Annotated in this window: 26 protein-coding genes; 21 read left to right on the plus strand and 5 right to left on the minus strand. The window is 60.9% G+C overall.

Features of this window, described 5'->3' with window-relative positions; genetic code table 11:
* Positions 1-160: 160 nt before the first annotated feature.
* Entirely contained in the window at positions 161-1216 is a 1056-nt protein-coding gene (locus tag LGH74_RS08100; RefSeq protein WP_226174372.1) for an MBL fold metallo-hydrolase, read from the plus strand.
* Positions 1217-1474: 258 nt separating this feature from the next.
* On the opposite strand, the gene LGH74_RS08105 is transcribed toward LGH74_RS08100, so the two are convergent.
* From LGH74_RS08105 to LGH74_RS08120, 4 genes are all read right to left on the minus strand, one after another.
* Complete coding sequence (locus LGH74_RS08105; RefSeq protein ID WP_226174374.1) at positions 1475-2278, minus strand: DUF4097 family beta strand repeat-containing protein; 804 nt, start codon at positions 2276-2278, stop codon at positions 1475-1477.
* Between the two features lie 348 nt (positions 2279-2626).
* On the minus strand, positions 2627-3436 hold the full coding sequence (locus LGH74_RS08110; protein WP_226174376.1) for a DUF4097 family beta strand repeat-containing protein: 810 nt from the start codon (positions 3434-3436) through the stop codon (positions 2627-2629).
* 121 nt (positions 3437-3557) lie between these two features.
* Positions 3558-4358, minus strand: coding sequence for a DUF4097 family beta strand repeat-containing protein (locus tag LGH74_RS08115; RefSeq protein WP_226174378.1), 801 nt, complete (start codon positions 4356-4358; stop codon positions 3558-3560).
* Between the two features lie 159 nt (positions 4359-4517).
* The gene (locus LGH74_RS08120; RefSeq protein ID WP_226174380.1) at positions 4518-5435 is read right to left on the minus strand and encodes an arginase family protein; all 918 of its coding nucleotides are present in this window, start codon (positions 5433-5435) and stop codon (positions 4518-4520) included.
* A gap of 140 nt (positions 5436-5575) precedes the next feature.
* On the opposite strand from LGH74_RS08120, the gene LGH74_RS08125 reads away from it, so the two are divergent.
* The 13 genes from LGH74_RS08125 (at position 5576) to yiaA (ending at position 16979) form a co-directional block, all read left to right on the plus strand.
* Positions 5576-7483, plus strand: coding sequence for a T9SS type B sorting domain-containing protein (locus LGH74_RS08125; protein WP_226174388.1), 1908 nt, complete (start codon positions 5576-5578; stop codon positions 7481-7483).
* A gap of 62 nt (positions 7484-7545) precedes the next feature.
* Complete coding sequence (locus LGH74_RS08130; RefSeq protein WP_226174390.1) at positions 7546-7998, plus strand: copper resistance protein NlpE; 453 nt, start codon at positions 7546-7548, stop codon at positions 7996-7998.
* 44 nt (positions 7999-8042) lie between these two features.
* Positions 8043-8444 carry a hypothetical protein gene (locus LGH74_RS08135; protein ID WP_226174392.1) on the plus strand — a complete coding sequence of 134 codons (402 nt, stop codon included), beginning with the start codon at positions 8043-8045 and terminating at the stop codon, positions 8442-8444.
* A 160-nt stretch (positions 8445-8604) separates the two neighbouring features.
* Entirely contained in the window at positions 8605-9339 is a 735-nt protein-coding gene (locus LGH74_RS08140; protein WP_226174394.1) for a YebC/PmpR family DNA-binding transcriptional regulator, read from the plus strand.
* A gap of 139 nt (positions 9340-9478) precedes the next feature.
* A complete protein-coding gene (locus tag LGH74_RS08145; RefSeq protein ID WP_226174396.1) occupies positions 9479-10027 on the plus strand; it encodes a DUF998 domain-containing protein in 549 nt (182 codons plus the stop codon).
* A gap of 49 nt (positions 10028-10076) precedes the next feature.
* On the plus strand, positions 10077-11141 hold the full coding sequence (locus LGH74_RS08150; protein ID WP_226174398.1) for a serine hydrolase domain-containing protein: 1065 nt from the start codon (positions 10077-10079) through the stop codon (positions 11139-11141).
* Positions 11142-11255: 114 nt separating this feature from the next.
* On the plus strand, positions 11256-11906 hold the full coding sequence (locus LGH74_RS08155) for a pseudouridine synthase (RefSeq protein ID WP_226174400.1): 651 nt from the start codon (positions 11256-11258) through the stop codon (positions 11904-11906).
* A 129-nt stretch (positions 11907-12035) separates the two neighbouring features.
* On the plus strand, positions 12036-13091 hold the full coding sequence (locus LGH74_RS08160) for a proline iminopeptidase-family hydrolase (RefSeq protein WP_226174403.1): 1056 nt from the start codon (positions 12036-12038) through the stop codon (positions 13089-13091).
* A gap of 47 nt (positions 13092-13138) precedes the next feature.
* On the plus strand, positions 13139-13645 hold the full coding sequence (locus tag LGH74_RS08165; RefSeq protein WP_226174404.1) for a DUF3800 domain-containing protein: 507 nt from the start codon (positions 13139-13141) through the stop codon (positions 13643-13645).
* Positions 13646-13769: 124 nt separating this feature from the next.
* Positions 13770-14297: a hypothetical protein gene (locus LGH74_RS08170; RefSeq protein ID WP_226174406.1), complete on the plus strand. Its 528-nt coding sequence runs from the start codon at positions 13770-13772 to the stop codon at positions 14295-14297.
* Between the two features lie 50 nt (positions 14298-14347).
* Entirely contained in the window at positions 14348-14695 is a 348-nt protein-coding gene (locus tag LGH74_RS08175; RefSeq protein WP_226174408.1) for a hypothetical protein, read from the plus strand.
* Positions 14696-15103: 408 nt separating this feature from the next.
* On the plus strand, positions 15104-16222 hold the full coding sequence (rluF, locus tag LGH74_RS08180) for a 23S rRNA pseudouridine(2604) synthase RluF (protein WP_226174410.1): 1119 nt from the start codon (positions 15104-15106) through the stop codon (positions 16220-16222).
* A 310-nt stretch (positions 16223-16532) separates the two neighbouring features.
* Positions 16533-16979 carry an inner membrane protein YiaA gene (gene yiaA / locus LGH74_RS08185; RefSeq protein WP_226174412.1) on the plus strand — a complete coding sequence of 149 codons (447 nt, stop codon included), beginning with the start codon at positions 16533-16535 and terminating at the stop codon, positions 16977-16979.
* An 84-nt stretch (positions 16980-17063) separates the two neighbouring features.
* On the opposite strand, the gene LGH74_RS08190 is transcribed toward yiaA, so the two are convergent.
* Positions 17064-19874, minus strand: coding sequence for a TonB-dependent receptor (locus LGH74_RS08190; RefSeq protein WP_226174415.1), 2811 nt, complete (start codon positions 19872-19874; stop codon positions 17064-17066).
* A gap of 335 nt (positions 19875-20209) precedes the next feature.
* Here LGH74_RS08190 and bioB point away from each other — a divergent pair, with 335 nt between their 5' ends.
* The 7 genes from bioB (at position 20210) to LGH74_RS08225 (ending at position 26784) form a co-directional block, all read left to right on the plus strand.
* Positions 20210-21205, plus strand: a complete 996-nt coding sequence (gene bioB, locus LGH74_RS08195) for a biotin synthase BioB (RefSeq protein WP_226174417.1) — start codon at positions 20210-20212, stop codon at positions 21203-21205.
* 84 nt (positions 21206-21289) lie between these two features.
* On the plus strand, positions 21290-21553 hold the full coding sequence (locus LGH74_RS08200; protein WP_226174419.1) for a hypothetical protein: 264 nt from the start codon (positions 21290-21292) through the stop codon (positions 21551-21553).
* A gap of 15 nt (positions 21554-21568) precedes the next feature.
* The gene (locus tag LGH74_RS08205; protein WP_226174421.1) at positions 21569-22741 is read left to right on the plus strand and encodes an aminotransferase class I/II-fold pyridoxal phosphate-dependent enzyme; all 1173 of its coding nucleotides are present in this window, start codon (positions 21569-21571) and stop codon (positions 22739-22741) included.
* Positions 22742-22818: 77 nt separating this feature from the next.
* Positions 22819-23169, plus strand: a complete 351-nt coding sequence (locus tag LGH74_RS08210) for an immunity 51 family protein (protein ID WP_226174423.1) — start codon at positions 22819-22821, stop codon at positions 23167-23169.
* Positions 23170-23222: 53 nt separating this feature from the next.
* Positions 23223-23843, plus strand: a complete 621-nt coding sequence (gene bioD / locus LGH74_RS08215) for a dethiobiotin synthase (RefSeq protein WP_226174425.1) — start codon at positions 23223-23225, stop codon at positions 23841-23843.
* A gap of 147 nt (positions 23844-23990) precedes the next feature.
* On the plus strand, positions 23991-25322 hold the full coding sequence (gene bioA, locus LGH74_RS08220) for an adenosylmethionine--8-amino-7-oxononanoate transaminase (protein WP_226175812.1): 1332 nt from the start codon (positions 23991-23993) through the stop codon (positions 25320-25322).
* Positions 25315-26784, plus strand: a complete 1470-nt coding sequence (locus LGH74_RS08225) for a beta-ketoacyl synthase N-terminal-like domain-containing protein (protein WP_226174427.1) — start codon at positions 25315-25317, stop codon at positions 26782-26784. Before bioA ends, LGH74_RS08225 begins: the two co-directional genes overlap by 8 nt.
* The last annotated feature ends 37 nt before the right edge of the window (positions 26785-26821 follow it).

Raw genomic sequence — 26821 nt, forward strand, 5'->3', positions numbered from 1 at the left:
ACGGGAGGCTTTTTTATGTTGGCGCCCGAAGCCCGACTTGGCAACTGCACCCTAGCAGCACTGCCGAAAGCCTGCTTTTTGCACCGTAAAAGCCAACAAGTCTATCCTCCGGCCGGAATTATGCGTAATCCTTTTTCCGTCCAATCAATTTGCTGATCCTATGAAACAAGTAGCCCCTGGTGTTCACCAGCTCACTATTCAACGCTTTGTCAATCTGTATTTCGTCGAAACCGGCCGCTCGGGCGAGTGGGTACTGGTGGATACGGGGTTGCCGGGCGCGGCCAAGGACGTCATTGCTGCCGCCGACAAGCTGTTCTACCCCGGCACCCATCCCGAGGCCATCATCCTGACCCACGGCCACATGGACCACGCCGGCAACGCCCGGGAGCTGGCCGAGCACTGGAAGGTGCCGGTGCTGGCCCACCCCCTGGAAATGCCCTTTCTGACCGGTAAAGCCGTGTATCCGCCCGCCGACCCCACCGTGCAGCACGGCGGCACGCTGGCCTTCGTGGCGCGGTTTTTCCCGCCCCAGTCGTTCCAGCTTACTGATGTAGTGCAGGCCCTGCCCGCCAACGATACCGACCCACCCTTTCTGCCCGACTGGCAGTGGCTGCACGTGCCGGGCCACGCGCCGGGCCAGATTGCCTTGTTCCGCGAGAAGGACCGCACCCTGCTCGGAGCCGATGCCTTTGCTACGGCCAACCACGAGTCGGTGCCGGCATTGCTGCTGCAACTGCCGTGCATCAGCGTGGCTGGCGCCCCGTTCAACTACAACTGGGAGCAGGTGCGCGAGTCGGTGCAGAAGCTGGCGGCATTGCGGCCCGAGTACATCGGCTGTGGCCACGGCCCGGCCATGCAGGGCGCCGAGGCCACAGAAGGCCTCTCGGCGCTGGCCGCTAACTTCCCGATGCCCACGCACGGCCGCTATGTGCAGGACCCAGCCCGCATCGACGAAACCGGCGTGCAGTACGTACCCCAGGCCGCCGTCGACACGCTGCCGGCCAAGCTGGCTATGATTGGCGCGGGCGTTGGGCTGGCCATTACGGCCGTGGCGCTGCTTTCCGGTAAGAAAAAGCACAAGAAGCGCCACGCCCGCCGCAAACACGCCGCCCCTGCGGATGAGTACGAAACCGGCTACGGCGAGCAGCCCGACGGTACCATCGTGGGCCCCGGCCCCAGCCGCCCCGAGTGGCGCAAGGGTGGCGTCGGCGACTAGCTGGTTGTCTAGCGTGAGGAACCGGAATCTACGCGTCTTTTGTCGTTTGTCATTGTTCCATCTGTTATCCTGAGCTTGCGAAGGACCTTCCTCTCCTACCCCACTATAGTTCGTGCCAAAGTATAAAGCCCTTTTCCATGCGCTGGGAAAGGGCTTTATGCATTTAATGAGGCTTGTCACTTAGGCGAGGAAGGTCCTTCGCAAGCTCAGGATGACAGACGAAGCAACAATCAGCTAAGGATATAAGGCACTACCACCCTATAGCTGCGTGAGCTTGATGCTGCCTTTGGTGGTTACGGCTTTCAGGGGGGCACCGCCCTGGCCCAGGGTAGCCGTTACTACTTTCTGCAGGGTTTCGGAGCTGGTGACGGGCAGCTTACCGGCGCTGATGGAGCCCACGGTGGTGGCGGCAAACAGGCGAGCGGAGTAGTTTTTGGGCAAATCCCAGGTGATGCTGCCGTTCTGGGTCGTCACGTCGAGGCCCTCGCCCACCCATTTGGGGCCGCTGAGCTTGATTTTGACGCCGCCATTCACGGTGCGGCCCTTCACGCTGCCGCCCACGTTAACCAGGGAAATACCGCCGTTGGCGGCTTCGAACGTTACGGCGCCGGTCAGGTCGCTCAGGTTGATGCCGCCGTTAAGAGTGCGCAGCGTGAGAGCCATGGCGCGGGGCACGAATATCTCGTAGCTCACGGCCCAGCCCAGCTCACCCTCAGCCGAGCTTTCGGCGCGCAGGGTGTAGTCTTTGGCCTGAATGGTGATGCTCTTGCCCAGCTGTTGCGCTTCCGCCTCGTTTTTGCCCCAAGCCAGAATCTTGGCCCGCACCCGCACGTCCTTGCCGTCCCAGCCCTTCACGGTGATGCCGCCGTTGGAGCGCCCGTCGATGGTGATGCCCTGACCGGCCGGCGCGGGTAGAATTTTGTCGCGGGTTTCGCAGTAGCGCTTGCTGCTGCTGCTCGTGAAGGTGCCGTCGCCGCAGGTGGTAGTGAAGACGGGCGCCGTCTGGGCCCGCGACGAGTAGGCCACCAGGCTCAATAGCACGGCTAGAAATGCGGTTTTCATGCGAAAAAGCGGGGAAAGAGGCGTAAGGTAGCGGCCTTATTGCCCACAAGCCGAATTGCCGCGAAATAGTTGCCGGCTGGGGTGATTTGGCTGCTTAAAGCAGGCGGCAGGGTAGTTAAGCTCCTGCACCGTCGGTCATCCTGAGCAGAGCGAAGGGCCTTCCTCACCTACCCCACTGTAGGTGGTACCAACGCGAAAAAGCCCTTTACCACCGGCGCGGTAAAGGGCTTTTTCACGTTGAAGTGGGTTTGCCACTTATCAGAGATAGATCCTTCGCAGGCTCATGATGACAGGTTAAAACAACATCAGCCCATTCTGCATGACCGTTCTTCTGCTACCACCGCACACCTACTGCTGATTTACTTTGATGCCGCCGTTGGTGGTTACCGCTTTTACCGGGGCGCCGCCCTGACCCAGGCTGGCCGTAATTTCCTTGTGCATCATGCCCGACTTGGTGATGGGCAGGTTATCGGCTTTGATGGAGCCGATGGTGGTACTGGTAAACAGCTTAGCCGAGTAGTTTTTGGGCAAATCCCAGGTGATGCCGCCGTTGGTGGTTTCCACGTCGAGGCCCTCGCCTTCCCACTTGGTGCCGGCCAGCTTGATGTTCAGGCCACCATTTACGGTGTGGCCTTTCACGTTGCCGGCTACGTTGTCCAGCTTCACGCCCCCGTTCACGGCGTCGAACTTAATGGCCGAATTCAGGTCCTTGAGGCTAATGCCGCCGTTGACGGTGTGCAGGGCCAGGGCCGTTTTGCGGGGCACAAACACCTCGTAGCTCACCGCCCAGCCTTCGTTGCCCTGGGTGGGGCCATCGGCGCGCAGCGTGTTGCCGGCCGACTTCACCGTCACCTTTTTAGCCAGTTGGCCGGCCTGCTCGTCGGTGGCGGCCCAGGTACTCACCTTGGCCCGCACCATCACCTGATTACCGTCCCAGCCTTTCACCGAAATTCCGCCGTTGGCCTGCCCGTCGATGGAGAGCGTAGCGCTGCCAGGGCTGGCCATAGTCAGGTCGCGGGTTTCGCAGTAGCGCTTGGTGCTGTTGGGGCTGGTGTAGGTGGCGCCTTCCTTGCAGCTCGAGGTAAAAGCGGGGGCAGTTTGGGCAAAGGCCGCGGCAGAAGTAAGGGCCAGCAGCAAGGTGGTAGTGAAAGATTTCATAGCTCAGAAAATGAAAAGTGGGAAACTAGTTGACAGCCTTCCGGACCGGCCGGCAGCGTACATGGTAGAAGCCCCGACGCGGCCAACCGTTGCCTGGCCGAAGTAAAAATCCGGACCGTTTTTACTTGGCCCGCCGGATGGAAATGCCGCCGTTGGTCGTTACGGCCTTCACCGACGCGCCGCCTTTGCCCAGGTTCACGGCTATTTCCCGGCCGATTTTACCCTGTACCGACGTCCCGAAATCGGTGTCGACGGCGCCGTGCTGGGTGCTGCAATACAGCTGGGCCGAGTAGTCGGCGGGCAGCTTCCAGGAGATGCCGCCGTTGCGGGTCGTTACGTCGAGGCCTTTGCCGTCCCACTTTTTGCCGGCCAGCGTGATGCTTAACCCGCCGTTCTGGGTGCGGCCCCGCACGTCGCCGCCCGAGCCCGAAATGCTGATGCCACCGTTCTGAGCCTCGAACGTGACCGGGCCGCGCACATCGTGCAGACTAATGCCACCGTTATGGGTTTTCAGGTCGAGGGCCATTTTTTCGGGCACAAAAAGCTCGTAGCTCACTGCCCAGCCGTTGTCGTCGCCGGGGCTGCTGGCCTGCAGCGTGTTGTCGGCCGTCAAAATCTGGATGCTGCCCACGCGGGCCTTGGCGGCGGCCTCATCCTCGCCCCACACCTGCACCCGGGCCCGCACCCGCACGTCGGAGCCAGCCCAGCTTTTCACCGAGATGCCGCCGTTGCGCTGCCCGTTCACCGTCAGGGGCCCGGTTTTGGGCGCGGCCAGCACCAGGTCCCGGGTTTCGCAGTACTGCCGGCGGTTATTGTACTTGTTATTGCCCTCCTCGCAGGTCGAGGTGAAGGCCGGCACCGACTGGGCCACCGCCGTCAGGGCGCTGGCGCAAAGCACGAAAGCAGTAAGCAGGTTTTTCATGGTAGAATAGGAAGGTGAGAAGTGGTTTTTCGAATGGACACGCCCGAAGCGCCAACCGCTGCACAAACAACGAACATTTTCGTACATATCACGAAATATTTCGTACTTCTTTTGCAGCAAAACTCCTTTCCAAATTGCAAAAACCTTATTTACAACTACTTATTTACTAGCCAATCTTTTCGCCAGCCCCGTCAGGAAAGCCGTAATGATGGTAGCGCCGAGCCGGGCCGTCTGGTTGTCGCGGTCGAAGTTGGGGTTGAGCTCTACCAGCTCAAACAGCCGCACGGCCTCGTGGCGGCCGGCCAGAAAAGCGGCTTCCACGGCCTGGCGCGGCGTGAAGCCATCGGCGCTGGGCGCCGATACGGCCGGGGCGTAGGCTTCAGCGCAACCGTCAATATCAAAGCTCACGAAGGCTGCCCCGGCGCTGGCCGCGCGGTGCAGGGCGCGCTCCATAAACAGCGGCATGCCATCCTGCTGCATGTGGGTCAGCGGCACGATGGTGGCCTGCTGCTGGTGCAGAAAGTCGATATCCTCCTTGGTATTGAGGTTGGAGTGCAGCCCGATTTCGCTGAAGTGTGCCCCAGCCAGCACCTTTTCGCGCAGCAGCTTGCCAAACGGCGTACCGCTGCTGATGAGGCCGGGCTTGTCTTTCACGTCGGCATGGGCATCGAGGTTGATGCCGCCCACCGGCTGCCCGCCCGTGGCCTCAAACAGCCCACGCACGGTGCTGTAGGTGCCGTCGTGGCTGCCGCCCAGCACTACTACCTGCGGGTACTGTCGGAGTAGCTCGGCCAGGCGGCGGCGGATGGTGTCGTGGTTGACGGCGTGGTCGGGGTGGCTGAGGGCGAGGTTGCCGGCATCGGCGATGCGCAGCGCGGAAAGGTCCACGTTGTGCTCCAGGTTGTAGGTTTTGTGGTAGCGGCGCAACTCCCGGCGCAGGGCGTCGGGGGCGTGTACGGCCCCGGCCCGGCCGCCTTCGAGCACGGTCCCGAAATCGAGGGGCAAACCGACCAGGCAGACATCGGCCTCGGGCAGCTCGGCGGCGGGGCGGATTAATTCGCGGAGAAACGTGGGCATATTTTTTCTTGTATAACTTACCGGTGAAGGTATGTAGTTGTGGAGCAAGGCCGCTTGGCCCGCGTAATTCCAGGCCTGGCTGGCCAGGGCGGGCAGAAGCCGAAATAAGAAGTTACAGTGGTATCCAGTAAATCGTTAGCATGAAGAAATATGTACTACTGCTGGGCCTGCTCCTGGCCCTCACATCCGGCTTTACCGTGCGGGCGCAGGGAGAAAATGACGTATGGTGCTTCGGACTGCGAGCGGGGTTAAAATTTCAAAAGGGCTCGGCCGTACCCACTTACCTGGTCAGCGCCATCGAAAGCTTCGAGGCTTGTGCTTCCGTAGCCGATGCCAGTGGCAACCTGCTTTTCTATACCGATGCCACCTCCGTCTGGACCCGGCAGCACACGCTCATGGCCAATGGCACGGCGCTGGGCGGCAGCACCTCGTCCAGCCAGGGCGCGCTGATTGTGCGGGCCGTGGATTCTAGTCAGGAATACTACATTTTCACCCTCGACGACAAAGAGCACAACCTGAAGGCCGGCCTGCGCTACTCCCTGCTGCATATGGGCCTGCAAAATGGAATGGGAGCCGTAACGCAGAAAAACCAGCCGATTGCGCTACCCGGCGGCAAGCTGCCGACCGAGCATCTGGCCGCCATTCCACAACCCAATGGCCACGACTACTGGATTGTGGTGCATGGCTTCAACACCAACGAATTTTATGCCTACTCGCTAACCAAAGCCGGCCTAGCTGCCACGCCGGTTATTAGCGCCGTGGGGGCTGTTTTTACCTCTGTCACTACGGCTGAAACCGGGATTATGCGTTTTTCGCCCGATGGCCGGCGCCTGGCGGTTACCCGCCTCATGGGTGGTTTGGAGCTGTTTGATTTCGATGTCGCTACCGGCCAGCTAAGCAACGGGGTGGTCGTAACGGCGCCGGCTGCCAACACTCCTATTCTGCAGGGTCGCATGGTAGGGGCAGAGTTTTCGGCCGATGGCACGCTGCTCTATACCCACGAAGGGCCCAATATTCTGCAGTTCGATCTGCTGGCCGGCTCACCGGCGGCGGTGCGGGCTTCCCGGCGCCGGCTCGGCAGTATTGAGCGGCCCATCGGTGATTTTCTGCGCGGGTCGGATGGCCGTATTTACATAGCGGCCCTGTACGAGTCCGCGCTGAGTGTCATCGAAAACCCCAACCAGGTGTTGGGGGCGCGCTTTCTTTTCCGCGGCCAGCGGCTCAACGCCTACGTTGACCCCAACAGCACAATGCCGCCCTGCTCGCAATATGGGCTGCCCAACTACCGACTCAATCCGGTACTGGCCACCCCCGAGGTAGAAGAAGCGTTTCGGATAGTTAGCGCGCCGGGCTGCGTAGGCTCGCCCTCCTCTTTCCGGGTGGTGGGCCGCGACCCGCAGCGCACCATCAGTCGGGTTACCTGGACGTTTGCACCCGATGCTACCGTATACTCGGGACTGGCTATTGCGCCCGTATTCACGCAGCCCGGCAGCCGGGAGCTGCTGGTGGTAGTGGAGTTCACCAATGGTACCCGGCAAAGCCAGCGGCTGACGGTATCTGTGCCACCAAACGTGTCGTTTCGGCTCCGGGCCGAGAATTCTACCGGTAGCTTTGCCTGCGGCGAAAGGGAAGTGGTACTGACGGCGGAAGCCACTACGCCCGGCACCTTTCACTGGGCCGATTCGCCTACTACCGAGCCGGTACGCCGTATTACGGCGCCCGGCCTGTATCGGGTCCGCTTCGAGTCGGAAGCCGGCTGTGCAGCCCTCGACTCCATTGTGGTAGCGCCCCCGTCCGGCACCTGCACGCTGCCCAACATCATTACGCCCAACGGCGACGACGCCAACCAGCGGTTTGTGCTGACGGGCTACGAAGCCGGCCACTGGGCCATTACGGTGTATAACCGCTGGGGCCGCGCCGTTTATGAGCAGGTAGGCTACCAGAACGATTGGCAGGCCGACAACCAGCCGGCCGGCGTGTATTACTATCAGCTGCGCCACCTCACCACCAACGAGCGGCTGAAGGGCTGGGTAGAAGTAGTGCGCTGAAGCCCGGCGCCGGCGCCAAAGACGGCCGCTTTTCGCCAACGGGTTTTCTCGTAGCTTGCCGTATGATCTGTCGTTTTCTCGCTTTAGCAACTGCGCTGCTTCTCCTCGGGGCGGCTCCCGTAGCCGCCCAGCAGCGCCCCGCCGCCAAGCCTGCGGTGGTGGCACCCTCGTTTTTCACGTCCTACACCTACCTCTCCTACTCGGTGCTCGACAAGGGCACCAGCGCCAAGCCCATGGCGGCCCAGGGCGTGGGCGGCACCCTCACGCTGCACCCCGACGGCACTTACCAGAAACGGCTGCAGCTCTCGGGCAACGGCGGCGTGATGAACTTCAGCCAGGACGGCCGCTTCACCTTTTCCGGCGACCAAATCACGTTCAGCTACACCGACAGCAAAGGCCAGGCCCGCACCGACCAGGGCTCGTTCCGGTTTCAGCCCAAGGCCCGCACCCTCACGCTCACCCTCATCGGCTACCCCACCGGCAACCAGGGCATCTACACGCTGCGGGCCGATTGAGATTTTCCGGCAACTAGTCAGTACTTGAATTTACCCTATCGGTAATGACCAGATCTACTTATTTACTACTCCTGCTATTGCTTAGCTCCGCCTGTACTGAGAAGAGAAGCGCTTTTGAGACGGTCTTAACAAGTGACCGGAACTGCTGGGGTTATATTTCACACCCTCGTAAGGGAGAGAAAATAAAAAGAGAGCAATACTTAAGCTGCACCAGATTTCTTGAGGACGGGACGTGGCTGGCTTTCGATGTGGTGGAGAACCGCCTGAAAGAGCCCTTTAATCTTGAGGGAGATTTTCCTAACGAGGGCAAATGGAGCTTTTCCGACGATAGCCTTTTTACAGCGGCCGGCCACCACTTTAAATTGATTCGGCACACTGCCGACACGATAGTGGTGGCTAACCTGGATCAAAAGAACTACATCCAGAACTTCGTCCGCCTCCAATAGTGCTTCGGCAACAGGTACCGCGTTGCGCGGGCCAGCCCTACCGGATATAGCGTAACCACCAATTGCGCCCCGCCGGCCTTTCTGCTAACTTGCCGCCCCTTTCCGGGCTTCGGCCCGCCTAACCCCACTCACTACATCACCATTTCACTAATTCACATAAATGGGAAGAGCATTTGAATTCCGCAAAGGCCGGAAGATGAAGCGCTGGGACAAGATGTCCAAGGACTTTACCCGCATCGGCCGCGAAATCGTGATGGCCGTGAAGGAAGGTGGCACCAATCCCGATGCCAACTCCCGCCTGCGCACGGCCATGCAGAACGCCAAGGGCGTAAACATGCCCAAGGACCGCGTGGAAGCCGCCATCAAACGGGCTAGCAGCAAGGAGGAAAAAGACTACCAGGAAGTGGTGTACGAGGGCTACGCGCCCCACGGCGTGGCCGTAGTCATCGAAACCGCTACCGACAACCCGACCCGCACCGTAGCCAACGTGCGCATGTACTTCAACCGGGGCAACGGCGCCTTAGGCACCGCTGGCTCCAGTGACTACACTTTCACCCGCAAGGGCGTGTTCCGCCTCGCCGCCGAAGGCCTCGACCTCGACGAGCTGGAGCTGGAGCTCATTGACGCCGGCGCTGAGGACGTGTATGCCGACCAGGAAGAAGATGAGCACGGCGCAGTAAAGGACTTCATCGTGGTAGAAACCGCCTTCACCGACTTCGGCCAGATGCAGAAAGCCCTGGAAGAAAAGCACCTCAACGTGGTGTCGGCGAATCTGCAGCGTGTGCCCAACACTACTGTGAGCCTCGACGGCGAGCAGCTGGAAGAGGTAATGAACCTGATTGAGAAGTTCGAAGAGGACGACGACGTGCAGGCCGTGTACCACACGCTGGGCTAGACCACGGATTCCTCGAATTTTGTGGCCGACCAGCAACGTACAGACGCGGGCCGCTCCGGTTGGGGCGGCCCGCGCTTGGTTTCAGCCAGTGCCCGACGCTATTCAGATTTTCATTGTATAGCTGATATCTGTTCGACCGATGCTCTTTATTCTGCTGGCTGCGCTTTCGGCTTATCTGCTTCTTGGCATTGCTTACTTCGGCTTCCGGCGGTCCGGCTACTCCCAGCTGCGCCATACCATCAGTGAGCTGGGCGAAGCGGGGGCGCGTCACCAAAGAGCCGTCAGCTGGGGGGTGTTTTTTCCGGTGGGTGCGGGCCTGCTACTGCTGGCCACCTGCTGCGCCGATACCCAGGCCCTGCACGGCTTGCTCCTGTGCCTGGGTGCCGGCTATGTGGTAGCGGCTGTGTTTCCCTGCGACCCCGGCTCCCCCTCCAGTGGCTCGCTCCGGCAGGCAATACACAACCTGGGCGGGGCCCTGGAATACGTTGGCGGCATCTATTTTCTGTACCAGGCGCAAAACGGGCTCTTCCTGCATGAAACCATTGGCCCGCAGGCGCAGCTGGCCGTGCTGGGCGGCTGCGTGGTGGCCACCTCTTTTCCGGATTTTCCGCTTCGCGGCCTGGCCCAGCGCGTGGCCGAGCTATTTTTGTTTGGGCAAGCCCTGTGGCTCAGCAGCCAGCTGCCCTGACCAACACATGTTAACTACGCTCCTTATCCCACTGCCTTCTTCCCTCAGTATGAAAGTATTGCTCACCTGCCTGCTGCTTTTCCTGGGGTTCAACAGCCTGGCCCAACAAGCCGAATTGCAAGCCCTGCTCAACAAGGAAAACGTCACTGGCATGCAGCTGGTGTATACCAAAAAGGGCGAAACCAAGCAGTACAGCCTGGGTTTGCGCAAGGCCGGCACCCAACAGGCCGTGGCAGCCACTACTACCTTCCAGGCCGCTTCGCTGGGCAAAGTAGTGCTGGCCTACACCGCCCTACGCCTGGTAGACCAAGGCCAACTCGACCTCGACAAGCCCCTGCTGACGTATGCCCCGTATCCTCGCCTTGCGCAAGAGCCCCGGGCCGCTACCATCACGGCGCGCATGGTGCTGGGCCACACCACCGGCCTGCCCAACTGGGCCGGCTACCCGCTGGCCGAAAGCTGGAAAACCTCGAAGCTCACCCTGAATTTTGCGCCCGATAGCTGCTGGAGCTACTCGGGCGAAGGCTACGTGTGGCTGCAGCGCACCCTGGAGCACATCACCGGCCAAACGCTGGAGCAGCTGGCACAACGGGAAGTATTCGGGCCGCTGAAAATGCCCGGCAGCAGCTTTATCTGGCAGGCACGTTTTGCCGCCAACGCCGCTTTCGGCCACGACAAAGCCGGTAAGCCCACCGAAATCAAGCAGTTCACGGAGCCCAACGGCGGCTTTAGCCTGCTCACGAATGCGGCCGACTACAGCCGGTTTCTGCAAGCACTGATGAGCGGCCGAGGCCTGAAACCCGCCACGGCCAAGCTGCTCACTACGCCCGCCACTGCCGCTACCCGCTGCACCACGCCCGTCACCGCTACCGATGCCAATATTGCCTGGGCCTGGGGTGTGGGCCTGGCTACCACCAGCCACGGCCCTGCCCAGTGGCACTGGGGCGACAACGGCGACTTCCGCGGCTTCTTCATGACCTTTCCCGACACCAAGGAAACCCTGCTCTTCCTCACCAACAGCGCCAACGGCCTCAACATCACCGACGAAATCCTGCGTCTGTTCGTAGGCCCCGGCCAGTACCAGGCCATGCAGTGGCTAGCCGAGGAAAAGTAGCCCCGTAGCGCGAACTTTGTAGTTCGCGTACCAGAACGACAATCGTTTTATCGGCGTGGGGCACGCGAACTACAAAGTTCGCGCTACTGGCGCGCTTACTCCTTTACCAGTACCATGTTTGAAGAACACCCCGAACCCGAAGCCGCCGCAGCCGAAATAACCCACCGCCACTTTATGGTGCATAAGCCCTGGGGTTACATGAGCCAGTTTGTGTGCGAGCTGAAAAAGAAAAAGCTGCTGGGCCTGCTCCACGACTTCCCGGCCGGCACCATGTCCATCGGCCGCCTCGACGAAGCCAGTGAAGGCCTGCTGCTGCTCACCACCGACGGCAAAGTAAGTGAGCGGGTGCGCGACAAAAAGGTGGAAAAGGAATACTACGCCCAGGTCGACGGCCTCATTACCGACGAAGCCGTGGCCCAGATGCAGCAAGGCGTCGAAATCGGGCTGCACGGCGAGAAGTACCAGACCCTGCCCTGCCAGGCCTTCCGCCTCGAAAACGCCCCCACGTTTGGCGACCGGGGCCGCAAAATCCGCGACGACCGGCACGGGCCCACCAGCTGGGTGTCCATCATCGTGACCGAGGGCAAGTTCCGGCAGGTGCGCAAGATGACGGCCGCTGTGGGCTTTCCTACCCTGCGCCTGGTGCGGGTGCGCATCGGCGGCATCGAGCTGGGCAGTCTGGCGGCCGGGGAGGTGCGGGAAGTGGCGGGCTTCTTTCCCCTGGCCGCCGAGCGGCGGGCCGTGGCCCCCGCCGTAGCCGGGTAAGTCCAACTACCTTGGGTAAGGCCGGATTTATCGGTAGGTTTAACTTCCCGGCAAGCGCGGAATGCTGCTCTGTTTTCCCCGCCTACCCTCCTACCCCTTACCCTCCTAAACTCCCTCCTTCCCACGCTCATGCTGAAAAAGCTTTTCGCCCCGGCCCTGCTGTTGGCTGGCCTCGGCACCGCTGCCTGCACCCAGCAAACTCAGGACGCTCCCGCTGCCACCACCACGCCGGCCACCTACTTCCAGAGCCAGGAAACCGGCGTGCAGGACGGCGGCGTGCAGGTTATTCCCATTACCACACCCAAGGGCAAGTTCAACGTCTGGACCAAGCGCGTCGGCAATAACCCCCGTATCAAAGTACTGCTGCTCAACGGCGGACCCGGCGCGACCCACGAGTATTTCGAGTGCATGGAAAGCTTCCTGCCCCAGGAAGGCATCGAGTTTATCTACTACGACCAGCTCGGCTGCGGCAACTCCGACAACCCCAAGGACACCGCCATGTGGAGCCTGCCGCGCTACGTGGAGGAAGTGGAGCAGGTGCGCCAGGCCCTCAAACTCGATAAGAATAACTTCTACCTGTTGGGCCACTCCTGGGGCGGCATCCTGGCCGCCGAATACGCCTTCAAGTACCAGCAAAACCTCAAGGGCCTCATTATCTCCAACATGATGATGAGCTGCCCCGACTACGGCCGCTACGCCGACGAGGTGCTGGCCAAGCAGATGAAGCCCGAAGTGCTGGCCGAAATCCGTCAAATTGAGGCCAGGAAAGACTTCAGCAATCCGCGCTACATGCAGCTGCTCGAACCCAACTTCTACGCCCAGCACCTGTGTCGCATCGTGCCCAACCCCGAGCCCGTGACCCGCTCGATGAGCAAGATGAACTCCTCGCTCTACGTCACCATGCAGGGCCCCAGCGAATTTGGCATCTCCGGCAAGCTCACCACCTGGGACCGGGTTGCCGACCTGTCCCAGCTCTCGGTGCCGGTCCTCAGCATCGGCGGCAAACATGATACCATGGACCCCGAGCACATGCGCATGGTGGCCCAAAAGGTGCAGCACGGCACCGCCCTCATCTGCCCCGAAGGCAGCCACATGAGCATGTACGACGACCAGCAAACCTACATGGCTGGCCTCACCAAGTTCATTCTGGCCGTAGATAAGGGCGAGAAGAAAGTGGCTTTGTAAGAGATGTTTGACAGGAGTAACTCAACACACTATAGCAGAAAGAAATCATGAGTGCACAAAACGCAAACATATATGTTGATGAGTTTGGAAATACTGCACTCAACATTGACAAACCAGGAACATTTTCACATTTCGTATATTGCTCAATCATAATAAACAGTAATGACAAGCAAAAAGCCGAGGACCTTAGAAAAAAGGTAGCAAAAGATCATAACCTTGGCAGTGACATAAAGTCTAAAAATATTGGCGAAAAACTCTTTGACAGAAGAATCCGAATCCTGTCGCAGCTTGTTGAAAATCTAGATTTCACTATAGATGTATTAGTAGTTGACAAATCAAAATTAGCAGAAGCACAAGGATTAAAACACAAAAGAATATTTTATAAATACTTTCAAAATTTCTTCGTCAAAAAATACAATGACAAGTATGAATCATTTTCAATATGGGCAGACAAAGTAGGCGAGGACTTTCAGTTTGAATTACAAGCTCACATAAGAAATAACAGCATATCACCTTCGCTCTTTCATCAAGATAGATTCTTTTTTTATATCTGACGACATTGAAAAAGAGAAGCTGATTCAGCTTGCTGATATTCTTTGTGGATCGATAGGAAAAATATTTTGCACCAGTCATACACATCCTAGAGCACAAGAAATATTTGACATTCTTCACACTAGAATGAGTGTTGACTTTTTTCCATTTCAATCTACTGAAGATGACCCCCAACTATTTAAATACAATGAACTAGATCCGCAAATATCAGAAATTACACTCCGCATAGCAAAAGAGCACCTGATTATTGCGCGGCGCAAAGACAATCCCGAAGAGGCTAGAATGCTTGAATATTTAATATTAAACCACAGAGTAAGCCCAAACAGGCTTGTCCTCACATATGACATAACTAATTACCTATCTAATTTTTCAAACAATGCATCTGATGAAAGAACAAGAAATATAGCTAGAAGCTTAAGATATGAAGGAGTATTTGTAATAAGTCACTCTGGAAAATCGGGTTATAAACTAGCCAATTCATACTCAGATATTACACAGCAATTTGAACACTATCTAAAGTATGTCATTCCGATGCTACAAAAGATTAAAATACTTAACTCGAGTATTGCTGAACAGACATTTAATTCTATCAATATCCTTGAAAAGGATAGAGCGTTTCAAGAGTTGAGACAAATGCTTACAGGTATTAAGTAGTAGTTACAGCACACGCCCACCCCCGGCCCCACTTCCTTCCTCCAACCACAATGCCCGTCCCCTACCGCACCCTCTTCTTTCTCGACAATGCCACCACCAGCATTATCGAAGTCAAGCGCCTCGATTTGCCCGACGAGCAGTCCCCCGACGTGCTCTACCACTGGCTGCTTTTCGACAAAGCCGCCCGCACCATCACCAAGCTCGAATTCCTTTCTATGAACTCCCTGCCCCAGGCCGAGGAGCGCGAGTTTGAGCAGGGCAGCCTGCGCTTCGACCAGCACTCGGGCGCCTACACCAGCGCCACCACCGGCCAAACCCAGCAGCTGGCCGCCAGCCGCCACACCGCCCTCCCCGATACCCTGGCCCAAGCCACCGAAGCCTATTTGCAGAGCCTGTAGCCAAGCCGCCAGCCTACCCGCTAGCCCCCGCGGGGCGACACCATCGGTCCAACGATTAGGTGTCGCCCCGCGGGGGCTTTTCTTGTGCTATGCTTCTATATACTACCGATATGCCGCTCCGCTGGAGCTTATTAAGCAACCCGCAATACCCTGCAACCAATGCAAAACAGTCCGTACCTAATCCAAAACACCCTGCAAGCAACCCGCAACACCACGCGCCCATTGCGAAACTCTACTCTGCTGAACTATTAGCCGTCGTCTGGCTCCCCCTCTCCTCTTTCATTCCGCGCATCAAGCGGCGGAGGGGGCCGGGGGGTGAGGCGCCCCACCTGCCAACACGGTTCTGCGTAACTTGCGGCCCCGTCCGCGCCGTATGCGGGCCGGTTACGCTTTGCTGCCTCCTGCCTTATGCCCAGTCCCGAAACCACGCGCCTCAACAAATACATCAGTGAAAGCGGCGTCTGCTCCCGCCGCGAGGCCGACAAATACATCGAAGCGGGCACCGTGTTCGTGAATGGCAAGCGCGCCACCATCGGTACCCAGGTCAGCAGCAAGGATAAGGTCATCGTCAACGGTGCCCTCATCGAGCCCCGCGCCCCCGAAGACGCCATCTACATTGCTTTCAACAAGCCGCCGGGCATCACCAGCACCACCGAAACGAGCGTCAAGGACAACATCATCCGCTACATCAAGCACAGTGAGCGGATTTTCCCCATCGGCCGCCTCGACAAAGACTCCCAGGGCCTGATTCTGCTGACTTCCAACGGCGACATCGTCAACAAGATCCTGCGCGCCGGCAACAAGCACGAGAAGGAGTACATCGTGATGGTCGATAAGCCCATCCGGGACGAATTCATCGAGGGCATGAGCAAGGGCGTCTCCATCATGGGCATCATGACCCAGAAGTGCGAGGTGAAGAAGGAAACCAACTACATCTTCCGCATCACCCTCATTCAGGGCATGAACCGCCAGATCCGCAAGATGTGCGAGGCTTTCGGCTACGAAGTCGTGCAGCTCGAGCGGATCCGGGTTATGAACATCACCCTCAAGGGCCTGGGCGTGGGCGACTGGCGCGAGCTGACCGAAAAGGAGCTGGCCGGCATCCTGGAGATGACCAAGAATTCGTCGGGCACCAAGGAAGCCTCCCTGCCCAAGCGCCGCGCCCCGGTCGTCAAGCAGCTCGGCTGGGATGTGAAAGGGCCCCGCACGGCCGAGCAGGAAGCTTTTGAGCAGCCCGCCCGCGCCCCGCGTGCCCCCCGCGCCGGTGGCGCCAAGCCCGCCGGTAAGTCCGCCGCCGGCAAATCGGCTTTCCCCAAAGCCAAGAGCAAGTTCAAAGCCCCCACCGACCCCGACTTCTTCGACGGTAAGCCCCTGAAGCCGACCAAGAAGCAGGCCGCCAAGGCCGCCCGGCCCAGCATAGCCGGTGGCAAGCTCCGGCCCGCCGCCAAAACCCTGAACCGCGCCCCCAAAGGCAACGCCGGCAGCCGGGGCAGCAGCCGCACCACCAGCCGGGGCGGCAAACGGTAGCCTTCATTCGGGCTGTTTCCCCGCAATTTAGCGCCGGGCATGGCCCCATAAATTCAGATTTTGCAGTATTCAAAAAGTCCGTTGGAGCGTTGGCCCCAATGGACTTTTTTGTTGCCATTAATCCATTTAAGTACTCCAGGACAGGTTTTCAGGAATCTTCGCCAACAAAAATTCTCCGTTTGTAAAGTCCCATATTGCCCAAATTACTACCCCGTATGCTGTTGCGGCTACCAACTATATGAGTAGGTTTGAACGGCCGCTCAGGTGAGTCAGGCCCCGTATTCTTTCTATCCATTCTACACTTTTTGCAATGAGTCAGAAACCCTCCAACGCATTTATCGGGGCCTCCTGGGTGGCCCTGCTGGCCGGTATGGTAGCCTACAACGTGGGCCTGTGGAACGCCACGATGCAGCTGAATGAGAAGGGCTACTACTTCACGATTCTGCTCTACGGGCTGTTTGCGGCCGTGAGTCTGCAAAAGTCCGTGCGCGACCAAATCGAGGGCATCCCGGTTACCAACATCTACTACGGCCTGTGCTGGTTTGCCACCCTCTCGGCGGTGTTGCTGCTGAGCGTGGGCCTCTGGAACGCCCGCCTGGAGCTCAGCGAGAAAGGCTTCTACGCCATGGCCTTTATGCTGAGTCTGTTTGCCGCCATTGCCGTGCAGAAAAACACCCGCGACAGTCGCCTCGTCGGCAGCGGCAACGAGCCGCCTGCCACGCCCGAACCGCCGTTTGGCAACCTCAACGAGCGGTAAAACCTACCCGGCTTCGTACCCACAAAAAAACGGCCCGCGTCACTGACGCGGGCCGTTTCTGTACAAGCCATTGGGTAGGCAGGGCTACTTCACGTTGACGAGCACGCCTAAGAAAGCCAGCCGGCCGATTTGCGGGCCCCCGATGATCTGGGTATTGTTGGCGTCGAACAGGTTCGAAACGCCGGCCTGCAGGGTGGTAGCCATCTTGGGCACGGTGTAGCCCAGGTAGGCATCCGTGGAGCTGTAGTCGCGGATGGTGCCCGAGGCGAAGGGCAGCTCCTGCAGGTGGCCCTGGGCCCAGCGGTAGTTCACCGAGTAGCTCAGGTTCTTGAGCACCGTACCGCCCACGTTGAAGTTGTACTTGTGCTTGGGCGTGTTGAAATACGTCCGGAAGCCAGCGGGCAGGTTGCTGCGGTCCAGCACGTTGAGCGAGTAGTTGCCGCCCACGTTAAAGGCCTTGTGCGCATAGTAAGTAATGCCAAACGTGGCACCCTGGGTCCGCACTTCCTGGTGGTTGTTGTGGGAAGCGTAGATGATGCGGGCCGGCGAGGCACTGGCGTCAGTGAAGTTGGACGGAATAGCTGCGTTTACCTGGGCCGCCGTGGGGCGGGTGCCATCCACGTTGCCCACGAAGGCCGAGCCGCCGATGAAGTCGTTGTAGCGCGAGCGGAAGTAGCTGGCGTCCACGTACACGTTGGGGATGATGGCGCCTTTGTAGCCTACTTCCACGGTGTTCACGCGCTCCAGCTTCAGCTTCTCCAGTGTCAGCTCGTAGCCGGCCAGCGAGGTGCCGGGCGTGTAGGCCTTGCCCTCGGCATTGGTGAAGCTATAGCCCTGGAAGCCGTGGAGGTTGCCCAGCAAAATAAAGGTATTCACGTCAGAGCGCAGGTACTGGTCGGTCTGGGACGGGCTGCGGAAAGCCTGCCCGTACGAGGCCCGGAAGTTGTGCTGCTTGTCGGGCCCGAAGGAATACACGGCCGAAGCCCGGGGCGAGAACGACGGGGAGAAGTTCTGGAAGAAGTCGACGCGGCCAGCCAGAGCCAGCTTAAGATGACTGTCGAGCAGGGTCTGAGTCAGCTGCCCGTAGGCGCCGTACTCGTAGTTGCGGATGCGGCTGCCATCGGTGTCGGCAAACAGCTTGCCGCCCGAGCCCAGCCGGTATTCGCGGTAAGCGCCGCCCAGAATCAGGTCGGTGCCGGCCTCGGAGAGCTTGAAGCTGCGCTGGGCGCTGACGTCGTTCAGGAACGAGTTGAAGTTCTGCTGCGCGCCGCGGCCGGGCTGGTCGTCGTTGGAAATCTTGTCGCGCAGGGTAGCAAAGCGCGGGTCCGAGCTTTTCAGTTGGGTGGCATCGGCGGCGGCTTTGGCCGCAATTTGGGCCGCTTCCACGCTCATGTTGGCCGCCCGGGCCTGGGTGTAGGCCTGGTTGAAGACGAAGAAATACTGCTGGGTGTACTTCGTAGTGCCGCCTTCGGTGGTGGGCGAGTTCTGAATCTGGGCGCTGAGCTGGGTCAGCTCGTAGCTGCTGCCGGTGAAGTCTTCCGTTGAGTAAGCCCGGATAAAGCCCTTCGAGCTCTTCAGCTCGGCCCGGTACTGGTTGGTGCCCAACCCCTTGATGCGGAAGCGGCTCTGGTTTTGGTAGGTAGAGGTACCCACCCCGCGCTTGGCTTCCAGGGTCAGCTTCAAATCGTCCTTAATGAGGTACGACACGGCACCCTGCACGCGGTAGGATTTGGTTTTCTGGTCGGAGCCAATGAGCTCCTGCTCCGTGAAGCCGGGCATGTACACCGTTTTGCCGTACAGCTCGGGGTTTACCTTGTAGGCGGGCGTGGTTGGGGTGGCGGGACGATTCTGGAAGGGCGAGAAAACGTTGCTGATTTCGCCGTAGCTGCTCACCGCGTCATAGCCCAGCGGCGACTCAGCCGCGTTGGTGGAGAAGCTGGCAGCGGCCCGGTTGTTGGCAATCCAGTCGTTGGCTTGAAAAGCACTGGCGTTGAGCTTGATGGCAAACTTATCGCCCAGTTTTTTGGCGTAGCGGAGCTGTCCGTCGAGCAGGCTGCGCTGGCCGCCACGCAGGCGCACACTCAGCCCGTCGTAGACAAACGGGTCCTTGCTGTTGAACAGAATCACCCCGCTTAGCGCGTTGGCCCCGTACAGGGCCGAGGCCGGGCCGTGGATCAGCTCGATGCTTTCCATGTCCAGCTCGGGAATGCCCACCAGGTTGCCCGGGCTCAGGTTCAAGCTCGGCAGGGCCGTGTCCATGTAGTCCACCAGCTGAATCACCCGCTCACTCTTGGCCGTGTTGAAGCCCCTAGTGCTGACGCTGGTAAACAGCATCGAGGCTGAATTCACGTCCACCCCCGGCAGCTGGCCCAAGGCGCTCAGCACTTCCGGCGTACTGATCCGCTCAATCTGCCGCGCGGCTACCTTATCAACCGTTACCGGGGCGCTCAGGATACTTTCCTCCACCCGCGAGGCCGATACTACGGTTTCGTTCAGCAGCGTGGCACTGGGGGCCATTACTACGCTGAGCAGGTTGTCGGGCTTGCTGAGCTGTACCAGCTGGGTTTCGTAGCCCACGTAGGCTACTAGCAGCTCTACCGGGCCGTTGTCGAACGAGGCGTTGAGCTTGAATTTGCCGAGCTGGTCGGTGCTGGTGCCAATAAAGGTACCTTTGATGAAGATGGTGGCCCCGGGCAGCGGGTCGCCGGCTTGGGTCAGAATCACACCGCCAATGGTGGCTTCCACCGGGTCGGGGGCGTTAGTGGCGGGTTTGCGTTTAACGGCCGCCTTGGCTTTGGCCGTGGCGGGCGTAGTGCCGCCCCCGTTCGGGGCAGCGGCCAGCGGCGCGGCTTGCAGAAGCGTAGCGGCCAGCAGAACTGGATAAATTTGTTGCATTCGGTGTGGGGTACTGTAGATCAGAAACCACAAACCTATATCCACCGGCAGGCACGCCGCACCCATTCTGTGCGAATGGCCGGGTTTTGCTGGCTGAACGATCTTCTGCGCTGGCCCAACGACAATGCAGGCGCCGCTAGGCGGGGCCCGACAACGTGCGGCGACCCGACCAGCCACAGCTTTCCACCAGCCGATTTGCGGGCTAAGAACAGGCCCCGGGACCGGATAATCGGCTTCTCGCGTAACTTGCGGCCGTTAGCGTAGTTTTCAAGCGGGCTGCTCCTACCTACCGCCCGCTGTTGTCCCTTTCTTTCCCCAACCGAACTCCCCGCCCCATGCTCCGTACCGACTGGACCCTTGACGAAGTAAAAGCCATTTATTATCAGCCCGTACTGGAGCTGGTAGCCCAAGCTGCCGAAGTGCACAAGCAGCACCAGGCCACCGGCGAAGTGCAGGTTTGTACCCTGCTGAGCGTGAAAACCGGCGGCTGCCCTGAAGACTGTGCTTATTGCCCCCAGGCCGCCCGCTACCACACCGGCGTGCAGGCCCACAAGCTGCTGCCCGATGCCGAAGTAATTGCCGCCGCCCAGCGTGCCAAGGATTCGGGCTCGACCCGCTTCTGCATGGGCGCCGCCTGGCGCGAAATCCGCGACAACCGCGACTTCGACCGGGTATTGGGTATGGTAGAGCAGGTGAATGAGCTGGGCCTGGAAGTGTGCTGCACCCTGGGCATGCTCAACGAGTACCAGGCCGAGCGCCTCAAGCAGGCTGGCCTCTACGCCTACAACCACAACCTGGACACCAGCGCCGAGCACTACTCCGAAATCATCACCACCCGCACCTACGACGACCGGCTGAATACGCTGGAGCACGTGCGCAAAGCCGGCATTTCGGTGTGCTCGGGCGGCATCATCGGCCTGGGCGAAACCGACGAGGACCGCGTGGCCATGCTGCACACGCTCTGCACCCTGCCCGCCCACCCCGAGAGCGTGCCGGTAAATGCCCTGGTACCCGTGGAAGGCACGCCCCTGGCCGAGCAGCCCCGCGTGAGCGTGTGGGAAATGCTGCGCATGATTGCCACGGCCCGCATCCTGATGCCCGGCACAATGGTACGCCTCTCGGCCGGCCGTCAGGAAATGCCCATCAGCGAGCAGGCCCTGTGCTTTCTGGCCGGTGCCAACTCCATCTTCTCCGGCGAAAAGCTGCTGACCACCCCCAACCCCGACTTCGACGCCGACCGCCAGATGTTCGACCTGCTGGGCCTCAAGCCCCGCAAAGCCTTCAAAGACGTGCCCGTAGGCGCCACCGTGCTGGGCAAGGAGCTGGTATAGCACCGTCGTTGCCGATACCAGAACGTCATGCCGCGGCTCCAGCCCGGCATGACGTTCTTTTATTTCCCTTTAGTTACTCTCCCCATGACGATTTCCTTCGACCTCAACCTCGACCATACCTACGCCGAATCCCTGCGGCAGCAGCACGAGCCCCTGCAGGCCCAGGAGCTGATTGGGGAGCTGGAAGACAAAATCGGCTCGGCCATCAACCTCGTGTTTCAGCGCCACGGCGTGCTACCCGCCGTCGGCGACCGGGTAGAAGTGGACTTCGAGTGGATGGTCATCAGTGCCCGCAGCTTCGGGCAGGACGGCAGCGTGTGGCTGTCGGTAAACCGCTTCGAGGTTTAAGCGCTGACGCCTGCTTTGACGCCGGACTCCACTCCGCTGCTCATTCGCCTCGCGCAGCAACTCACGCAGCGCGGGGCCGAGGGCACCCGCCGCCTGCTCACGCTGCCCCCGGCCGGCCGCGTCGATTTCAGCTCGAACGACTACCTGGGCTTGGCCCGCTCCCCAGCCCTGCACGCGGCCGTGCTGGCCGCCGCCCACGATACGGCGCTGCTGGCCGGCAGCACCGGCTCCCGCCTGCTTACGGGCAACTCGGCGGCTACCGAAGCCCTGGAAACCCGGCTGGCGCAGTTTCACCGGGCCGAGGCGGCGCTGCTCTTCAACTCGGGCTACTCGGCCAACCTGGGCTTCTTCGGGGCCGTACCCCGGCGCGGCGACACGATTCTCTACGACGCGGCCAGTCACGCCTCGGTGAAGGACGGCATCCGGAGCAGCTTTGCTACTGCTTACAGCTTCCGCCACAACGACCTAGCCGACCTGGAAAAGCGCCTGACGCGGGCCACCGGGGAAGTTTTCGTGGCCGTGGAAGCCCTCTACTCGATGGATGGCGACCAGGCCCCGCTGCGGGAGCTGGCCGCCTTTTGTGGAGCGCGCGGCCTGCACCTGGTCGTCGATGAGGCACATACCAACGGGATTTACGGCCCGAACGGTGAAGGGCTGGTTGTGGAACTCGGGCTCGAAAACGACGTGCTGGCCCGCATCGTCACCTTCGGCAAAGCCCTGGGCAGTCAGGGCGCGGCTGTGGTAGGCCCGGCCGTGCTGCGCGACTTTCTGCTCAATACCAGCCGCCCCTTCATGTTTACTACGGCCCTGGCCCCGCTGTCGGTGGCGGCGCTGATGGCGGCCTACGCACTACTACCCACGCTGCAGGCCGAGCGGCGGCAGCTCTTCACGCTGTCGGAGCAGCTGAAAAGCACGCTGGCAACGGTGCCGGGTCTGCACGTGGGTCCCGACAGCCACGTTATTCACCCTATTTTCCTCGCCCGGCCTAGTCCGCAGCGGGTGCGGGCCGTGGCGGCGGCCGTGCAGCGGGCCGGCTTCGATTTGCGGCCCATTGTGGCGCCCACCGTGCCCGCCGGTACCGAGCGGCTGCGCCTTATTCTGCATTCGTACAATACGGCGGCGGAAATCGAGGGACTGGGCCAGGTACTACGGCAGGCAACAGCAGGCGAAGCCGCCCTACCAGAATAGCTCACACTACGCCAGGGAACATAAACAACCAGCTAAAAGCATTGTATTGCGTTTCACCCCGCTAAGAAGTTCACAGCATGACTCATAAAGCTTTTCAGGAAATTATCAGCCCTTTCTTCTGGTCGGAACAGGAAGCTAGTGCATCCGTGTGTCTGACTGTTGGGGAGTATAAAAATGAGGTTTTCAAATCCAGGGAAGCGGAGGGCTTCGAAGGAAATGGCTACGACTGGGCTTCTCTGGCCAGCGTTTTTTTGGCAGAGCGCCAGCCGCACCTGGTTGGCATAATAAAGTTTGACCCGGAAGGCAGCATGTACTGTGCTTATTCCTCCGACAAAGAAGCATTGAAGCAGTTCGCTGTTGCTTTCAAAGAAGCCCTCGAAGACCCGGCGGTAGTCACTGATTTATTTTCTCGGGCAGAACTGGACTAGCCAGCCGGAATAGCATTTCGGGCGCCGGCGTACTGAAAATCAAGCAATAATCCGTGGAACGACTCTTCATCACCGGTATCGGTACCGACGTCGGCAAAACCTTCGTAGCCGCCATTCTCACCGAAGCCCTGCGGGCCGACTACTGGAAGCCCGTGCAGGCGGGCCTGCTGCCCACCACCGACACGGCCACCGTGCGCGGGCTGGTCAGCAACGGCCAGTCCGTTTTTCATCCCGAAGCCTACCGTTTGCAGCTGCCGGCCTCGCCCCACAAAGCCGCTGCCGCCGAGCAGGTTACCATTGCTGCCGAAGCTTTTCAGCTGCCCGCTACCACTAACCACCTCGTGGTAGAAGGCGCGGGCGGCCTGCTCGTGCCCCTGGCCCCGGGCCTGCTCCTGGCCGATTTGATTGCGCCCCTCGGGTTGGAAGTCGTGGTGGTGTCGCGGCACTACCTGGGCAGCATCAACCACACGCTGCTCACCCTCGAAGCCCTGCGCCAGCGCGGCCTGCCGGTGCGCGGGCTGGTCTTCAACGGGGAACCCAACCCAGCCACTGAAGACTTCATCAGCCAGCATACCGGCGTACCCATCATGCCCCGCGTGCAGCCCGAAACTGAGGTTTCGCCGGCCACTGTAAGCCGCTACGCCCCCGCCTTCCGGGCCTGGTTCGGATTGTAAGCAGGAGCTTGCCAGAACAGCCCTGCCAACCTCCGCGCAACCCTCTGCCAACTTCTGCGGGAACCGACGGCCACCCGCCCGGTTGTAGCTTTGCCGCCCCATCAGCCTTCACGGGCAGCATATCAAGCAACGAGAACAGTGAAATCAATAGTAACCAGCACTTCCCTGGCCGCGCGTGACCACGCCGTCGTCTGGCACCCCTACACCCAGATGCAAACCGCCCCGCTCCCCATTCCCATCGTGCGCGGCGAGGGCGCGTGGCTCTACGCGGAAGACGGCACGGCGTATCTGGACGGTATTTCCTCCTGGTGGGTGAACCTGCACGGCCACGCCCACCCCCACATTGCGGCCCGCGTGAGTGAGCAGCTCCGCACCCTGGAGCACGTCCTGTTTGCCGGCTTCACCCACCCCAGCGCCGTGGAGCTGGCCGAGCAGTTGCTGGCGCTGCTACCCGCCAATCAGGCCCGGGTATTTTACTCCGACAACGGCTCGACGGCCGTGGAAGTGGCCCTGAAAATGGTGCTGCAATACTTCCACAACCTGGGCCAGCCCGAGCGCCGCACCTTTATCTGCTTTCAGAACTCCTACCACGGCGACACCTTCGGGGCCATGGCCGTGAGCAGCCGCGGGGCCTTCACTCAGCCCTTCTGGCCCCTGCTCTTTGATGTGGAGTTTCTCGACGTACCCACCCCCGGCCACGAAGCGGCCACCCTCGCCCAGCTCGATGCCCTACTGGCCCGCCCCGACGTGGCCGGCTTCATCTTCGAGCCGCTGGTACTGGGCACGGCGGGCATGGTCATGTACGAGCCCGGGGTTCTGAGCGAAATGCTGCGCCGCTGCCACCAGCACGGCGTGCTAGCCATTGCCGATGAGGTCATGACTGGCTTCGGCCGCACCGGGCCGCTGTTTGCTTCTGAATTGCTGAGCGAGCAGCCCGACATCATGTGCTTTTCCAAGGGCCTCACCGGCGGCACCCTGGCTATGGGCCTCACCACCTGCGCCGCGCCCATCTACGAGGCGTTTCTGAGCCAGGATAAGATGCGGGCCCTCTTCCACGGCCATTCCTACACCGCCAACCCCGTGGCCTGCGCCGCCGCCCTGGCCAGCCTGGAGCTGACGCGGGCCGACGAATGCACCCACCAGCGCCAACGAATTGAAGCAGCCCACGCCGCTTTCCGGCAGGAAATTGACGGCCAGCCCGGCATCCGGGCCGTGCGCCACCAGGGCACCATCCTGGCCGTGGAGTACGACCCGGGCGAGGGCACCAGCTACTTCAGTCGCCTGCGCGACGCCTTCTACCAGCTCGCCCTCGACCACCACGTTATTCTGCGCCCCCTAGGCAACGTGGTGTACCTGCTGCCGCCCTACTGCACCACCAATGACGACCTGAACCTGCTCTACACCGTGCTGCGCCGCATGCGGGAGCTGGTCCTCGACTTTACGCCTGCGCCCCACCTGCCCGAAATCCTGCATGACTAACCCCACCGCCCCCGACGACCTGATTATCATTCGCGGCCGGGGCCGGGTGTCGGCCCTGGGCACAGCCTCCGCCGGCCCGGCTCCGTTGGAATCCTCCTTCCAAAACCGCAACCTCCAGGGCCGCCCGCTGGCCGTGGGCACCGTGCCGCCCGCCGTGGAGGACGCCATCCAGCACCTGCGCCGCACCCACGCCCCCTACCGCTCCCTCGACCGCACCGTGCTACTGGCCCTGCTGGCCGCCCGCCAGGCCACCGCCGCAGCCGGCTGGCTCCCGCACCCCGCCACGTATCATCCGCAGGCTGACAGCAACCTCCCACACCCTGCCACCCTTCTCCCGCAGAGTGACAGACATCACCCGCAAGCTGACAGCAACCGCCCGCAGGGTGACAGACATCTCCCGCAAGCCGACAGCAACCTCCCGCAAGCCGACAGCCTTCCCCTGCAGAGCGACAGGCATTCCCTGCAGGCTGACAGCAGTCTCCCGCACCCCGATAGCAGTCAGAACAACCTAACAACTGACAACCAACAACCAACAACTACCCTAGCCGTCAGCATCGGCTCCTCGCGCGGGGCCACGGGCCGCCTGGAGCAGTTTCACGCGGAATTCCTGGCTGAGGGCACTGTGCCCGTGGCCGCCTCGCCGCTTACTACGCTGGGCAACGTGGCCAGCTGGGTAGCCTACGACGCGGGCACTACAGGTGGGGCGATGCTCAGCCACTCCAGCACCTGCAGCAGCGCGTTTCAGGCCCTGGGCAATGCCCTGGCCTGGCTGCGCGCCGGCATGGCCGAACGGTTTCTGGCCGGTGGCACCGAGGCCCCGCTCACCGATTTCACCCTGGCCCAGCTGCACGCGCTGGGTATCTACTCGCCCTTCGCCGCCCCCGATTTTCCCTGCCGCCCCGGCGCGGGCCAGCCCTCCACCTTTGTGCTGGGCGAGGGCGCGGCGGTATTTGCCCTGGAAAAAGTCAGCCGGGCAGCGCTGCTGCGCGAGCGGGAAAGTCAGCCCAGTTCGTCGCCAGTGTTTTGCCTGGAAGGCGTGGGCTTCGGCTTCGAGGCCATCGGCAGCAAAACCGGGCTTTCCGCCGCCGGGCAGCACTTCCAGACCGCCATGCGCGAGGCCCTGCGCACGGCCGGCACCACCCCGGAAACGGTGGATGCCGTGGTACTGCACAGCCCCGGCACCCCCGCCGGCGACGCCGCCGAGCGGCAGGCCCTGCGCGCCGTATTCGGCGACGCCCTGCCCGACCTGGTTTCCAACAAATGGCAGCTGGGCCACACCCTGGGCGCCTCAGCTGCCCTCAGCCTCGACTTTGCCTGCCACATCCTGACCACCCAAGCCTGGCCCGCCCCACCCTTCCCCACCGACCTCACCCCCGCTCCCTCCCGCCCCATTCGGCGCGTGCTAATCAACGCGGCAGGCTTTGGCGGCAACGCGGCCAGCGTAGTGGTATCGGTGGTGTAAGTTTTCGGCCCGTCCGCCTTTTTTAAGCACCGGAGCC

The sequence above is a fragment of the Hymenobacter lucidus genome (assembly GCF_020447265.1).
Classification (GTDB): Bacteria; Bacteroidota; Bacteroidia; order Cytophagales; family Hymenobacteraceae; genus Hymenobacter; species Hymenobacter lucidus.

Excerpts from the sequence above, each read along its gene's own strand:
- LGH74_RS08100 (WP_226174372.1), top strand. The coding sequence starts at position 161 with ATGAAACAAGTAGCCCCTGGTGTTCACCAGCTCACTATTCAACGCTTT.
- LGH74_RS08105 (WP_226174374.1), bottom strand. The coding sequence starts at position 2,278 with ATGAAAACCGCATTTCTAGCCGTGCTATTGAGCCTGGTGGCCTACTCG.
- LGH74_RS08110 (WP_226174376.1), bottom strand. The coding sequence starts at position 3,436 with ATGAAATCTTTCACTACCACCTTGCTGCTGGCCCTTACTTCTGCCGCG.
- LGH74_RS08115 (WP_226174378.1), bottom strand. The coding sequence starts at position 4,358 with ATGAAAAACCTGCTTACTGCTTTCGTGCTTTGCGCCAGCGCCCTGACG.
- LGH74_RS08120 (WP_226174380.1), bottom strand. The coding sequence starts at position 5,435 with ATGCCCACGTTTCTCCGCGAATTAATCCGCCCCGCCGCCGAGCTGCCC.
- LGH74_RS08125 (WP_226174388.1), top strand. The coding sequence starts at position 5,576 with ATGAAGAAATATGTACTACTGCTGGGCCTGCTCCTGGCCCTCACATCC.
- LGH74_RS08130 (WP_226174390.1), top strand. The coding sequence starts at position 7,546 with ATGATCTGTCGTTTTCTCGCTTTAGCAACTGCGCTGCTTCTCCTCGGG.
- LGH74_RS08135 (WP_226174392.1), top strand. The coding sequence starts at position 8,043 with ATGACCAGATCTACTTATTTACTACTCCTGCTATTGCTTAGCTCCGCC.
- LGH74_RS08140 (WP_226174394.1), top strand. The coding sequence starts at position 8,605 with ATGGGAAGAGCATTTGAATTCCGCAAAGGCCGGAAGATGAAGCGCTGG.
- LGH74_RS08145 (WP_226174396.1), top strand. The coding sequence starts at position 9,479 with ATGCTCTTTATTCTGCTGGCTGCGCTTTCGGCTTATCTGCTTCTTGGC.
- LGH74_RS08150 (WP_226174398.1), top strand. The coding sequence starts at position 10,077 with ATGAAAGTATTGCTCACCTGCCTGCTGCTTTTCCTGGGGTTCAACAGC.
- LGH74_RS08155 (WP_226174400.1), top strand. The coding sequence starts at position 11,256 with ATGTTTGAAGAACACCCCGAACCCGAAGCCGCCGCAGCCGAAATAACC.
- LGH74_RS08160 (WP_226174403.1), top strand. The coding sequence starts at position 12,036 with ATGCTGAAAAAGCTTTTCGCCCCGGCCCTGCTGTTGGCTGGCCTCGGC.
- LGH74_RS08165 (WP_226174404.1), top strand. The coding sequence starts at position 13,139 with ATGAGTGCACAAAACGCAAACATATATGTTGATGAGTTTGGAAATACT.
- LGH74_RS08170 (WP_226174406.1), top strand. The coding sequence starts at position 13,770 with ATGAGTGTTGACTTTTTTCCATTTCAATCTACTGAAGATGACCCCCAA.
- LGH74_RS08175 (WP_226174408.1), top strand. The coding sequence starts at position 14,348 with ATGCCCGTCCCCTACCGCACCCTCTTCTTTCTCGACAATGCCACCACC.
- rluF (WP_226174410.1), top strand. The coding sequence starts at position 15,104 with ATGCCCAGTCCCGAAACCACGCGCCTCAACAAATACATCAGTGAAAGC.
- yiaA (WP_226174412.1), top strand. The coding sequence starts at position 16,533 with ATGAGTCAGAAACCCTCCAACGCATTTATCGGGGCCTCCTGGGTGGCC.
- LGH74_RS08190 (WP_226174415.1), bottom strand. The coding sequence starts at position 19,874 with ATGCAACAAATTTATCCAGTTCTGCTGGCCGCTACGCTTCTGCAAGCC.
- bioB (WP_226174417.1), top strand. The coding sequence starts at position 20,210 with ATGCTCCGTACCGACTGGACCCTTGACGAAGTAAAAGCCATTTATTAT.
- LGH74_RS08200 (WP_226174419.1), top strand. The coding sequence starts at position 21,290 with ATGACGATTTCCTTCGACCTCAACCTCGACCATACCTACGCCGAATCC.
- LGH74_RS08210 (WP_226174423.1), top strand. The coding sequence starts at position 22,819 with ATGACTCATAAAGCTTTTCAGGAAATTATCAGCCCTTTCTTCTGGTCG.
- LGH74_RS08225 (WP_226174427.1), top strand. The coding sequence starts at position 25,315 with ATGACTAACCCCACCGCCCCCGACGACCTGATTATCATTCGCGGCCGG.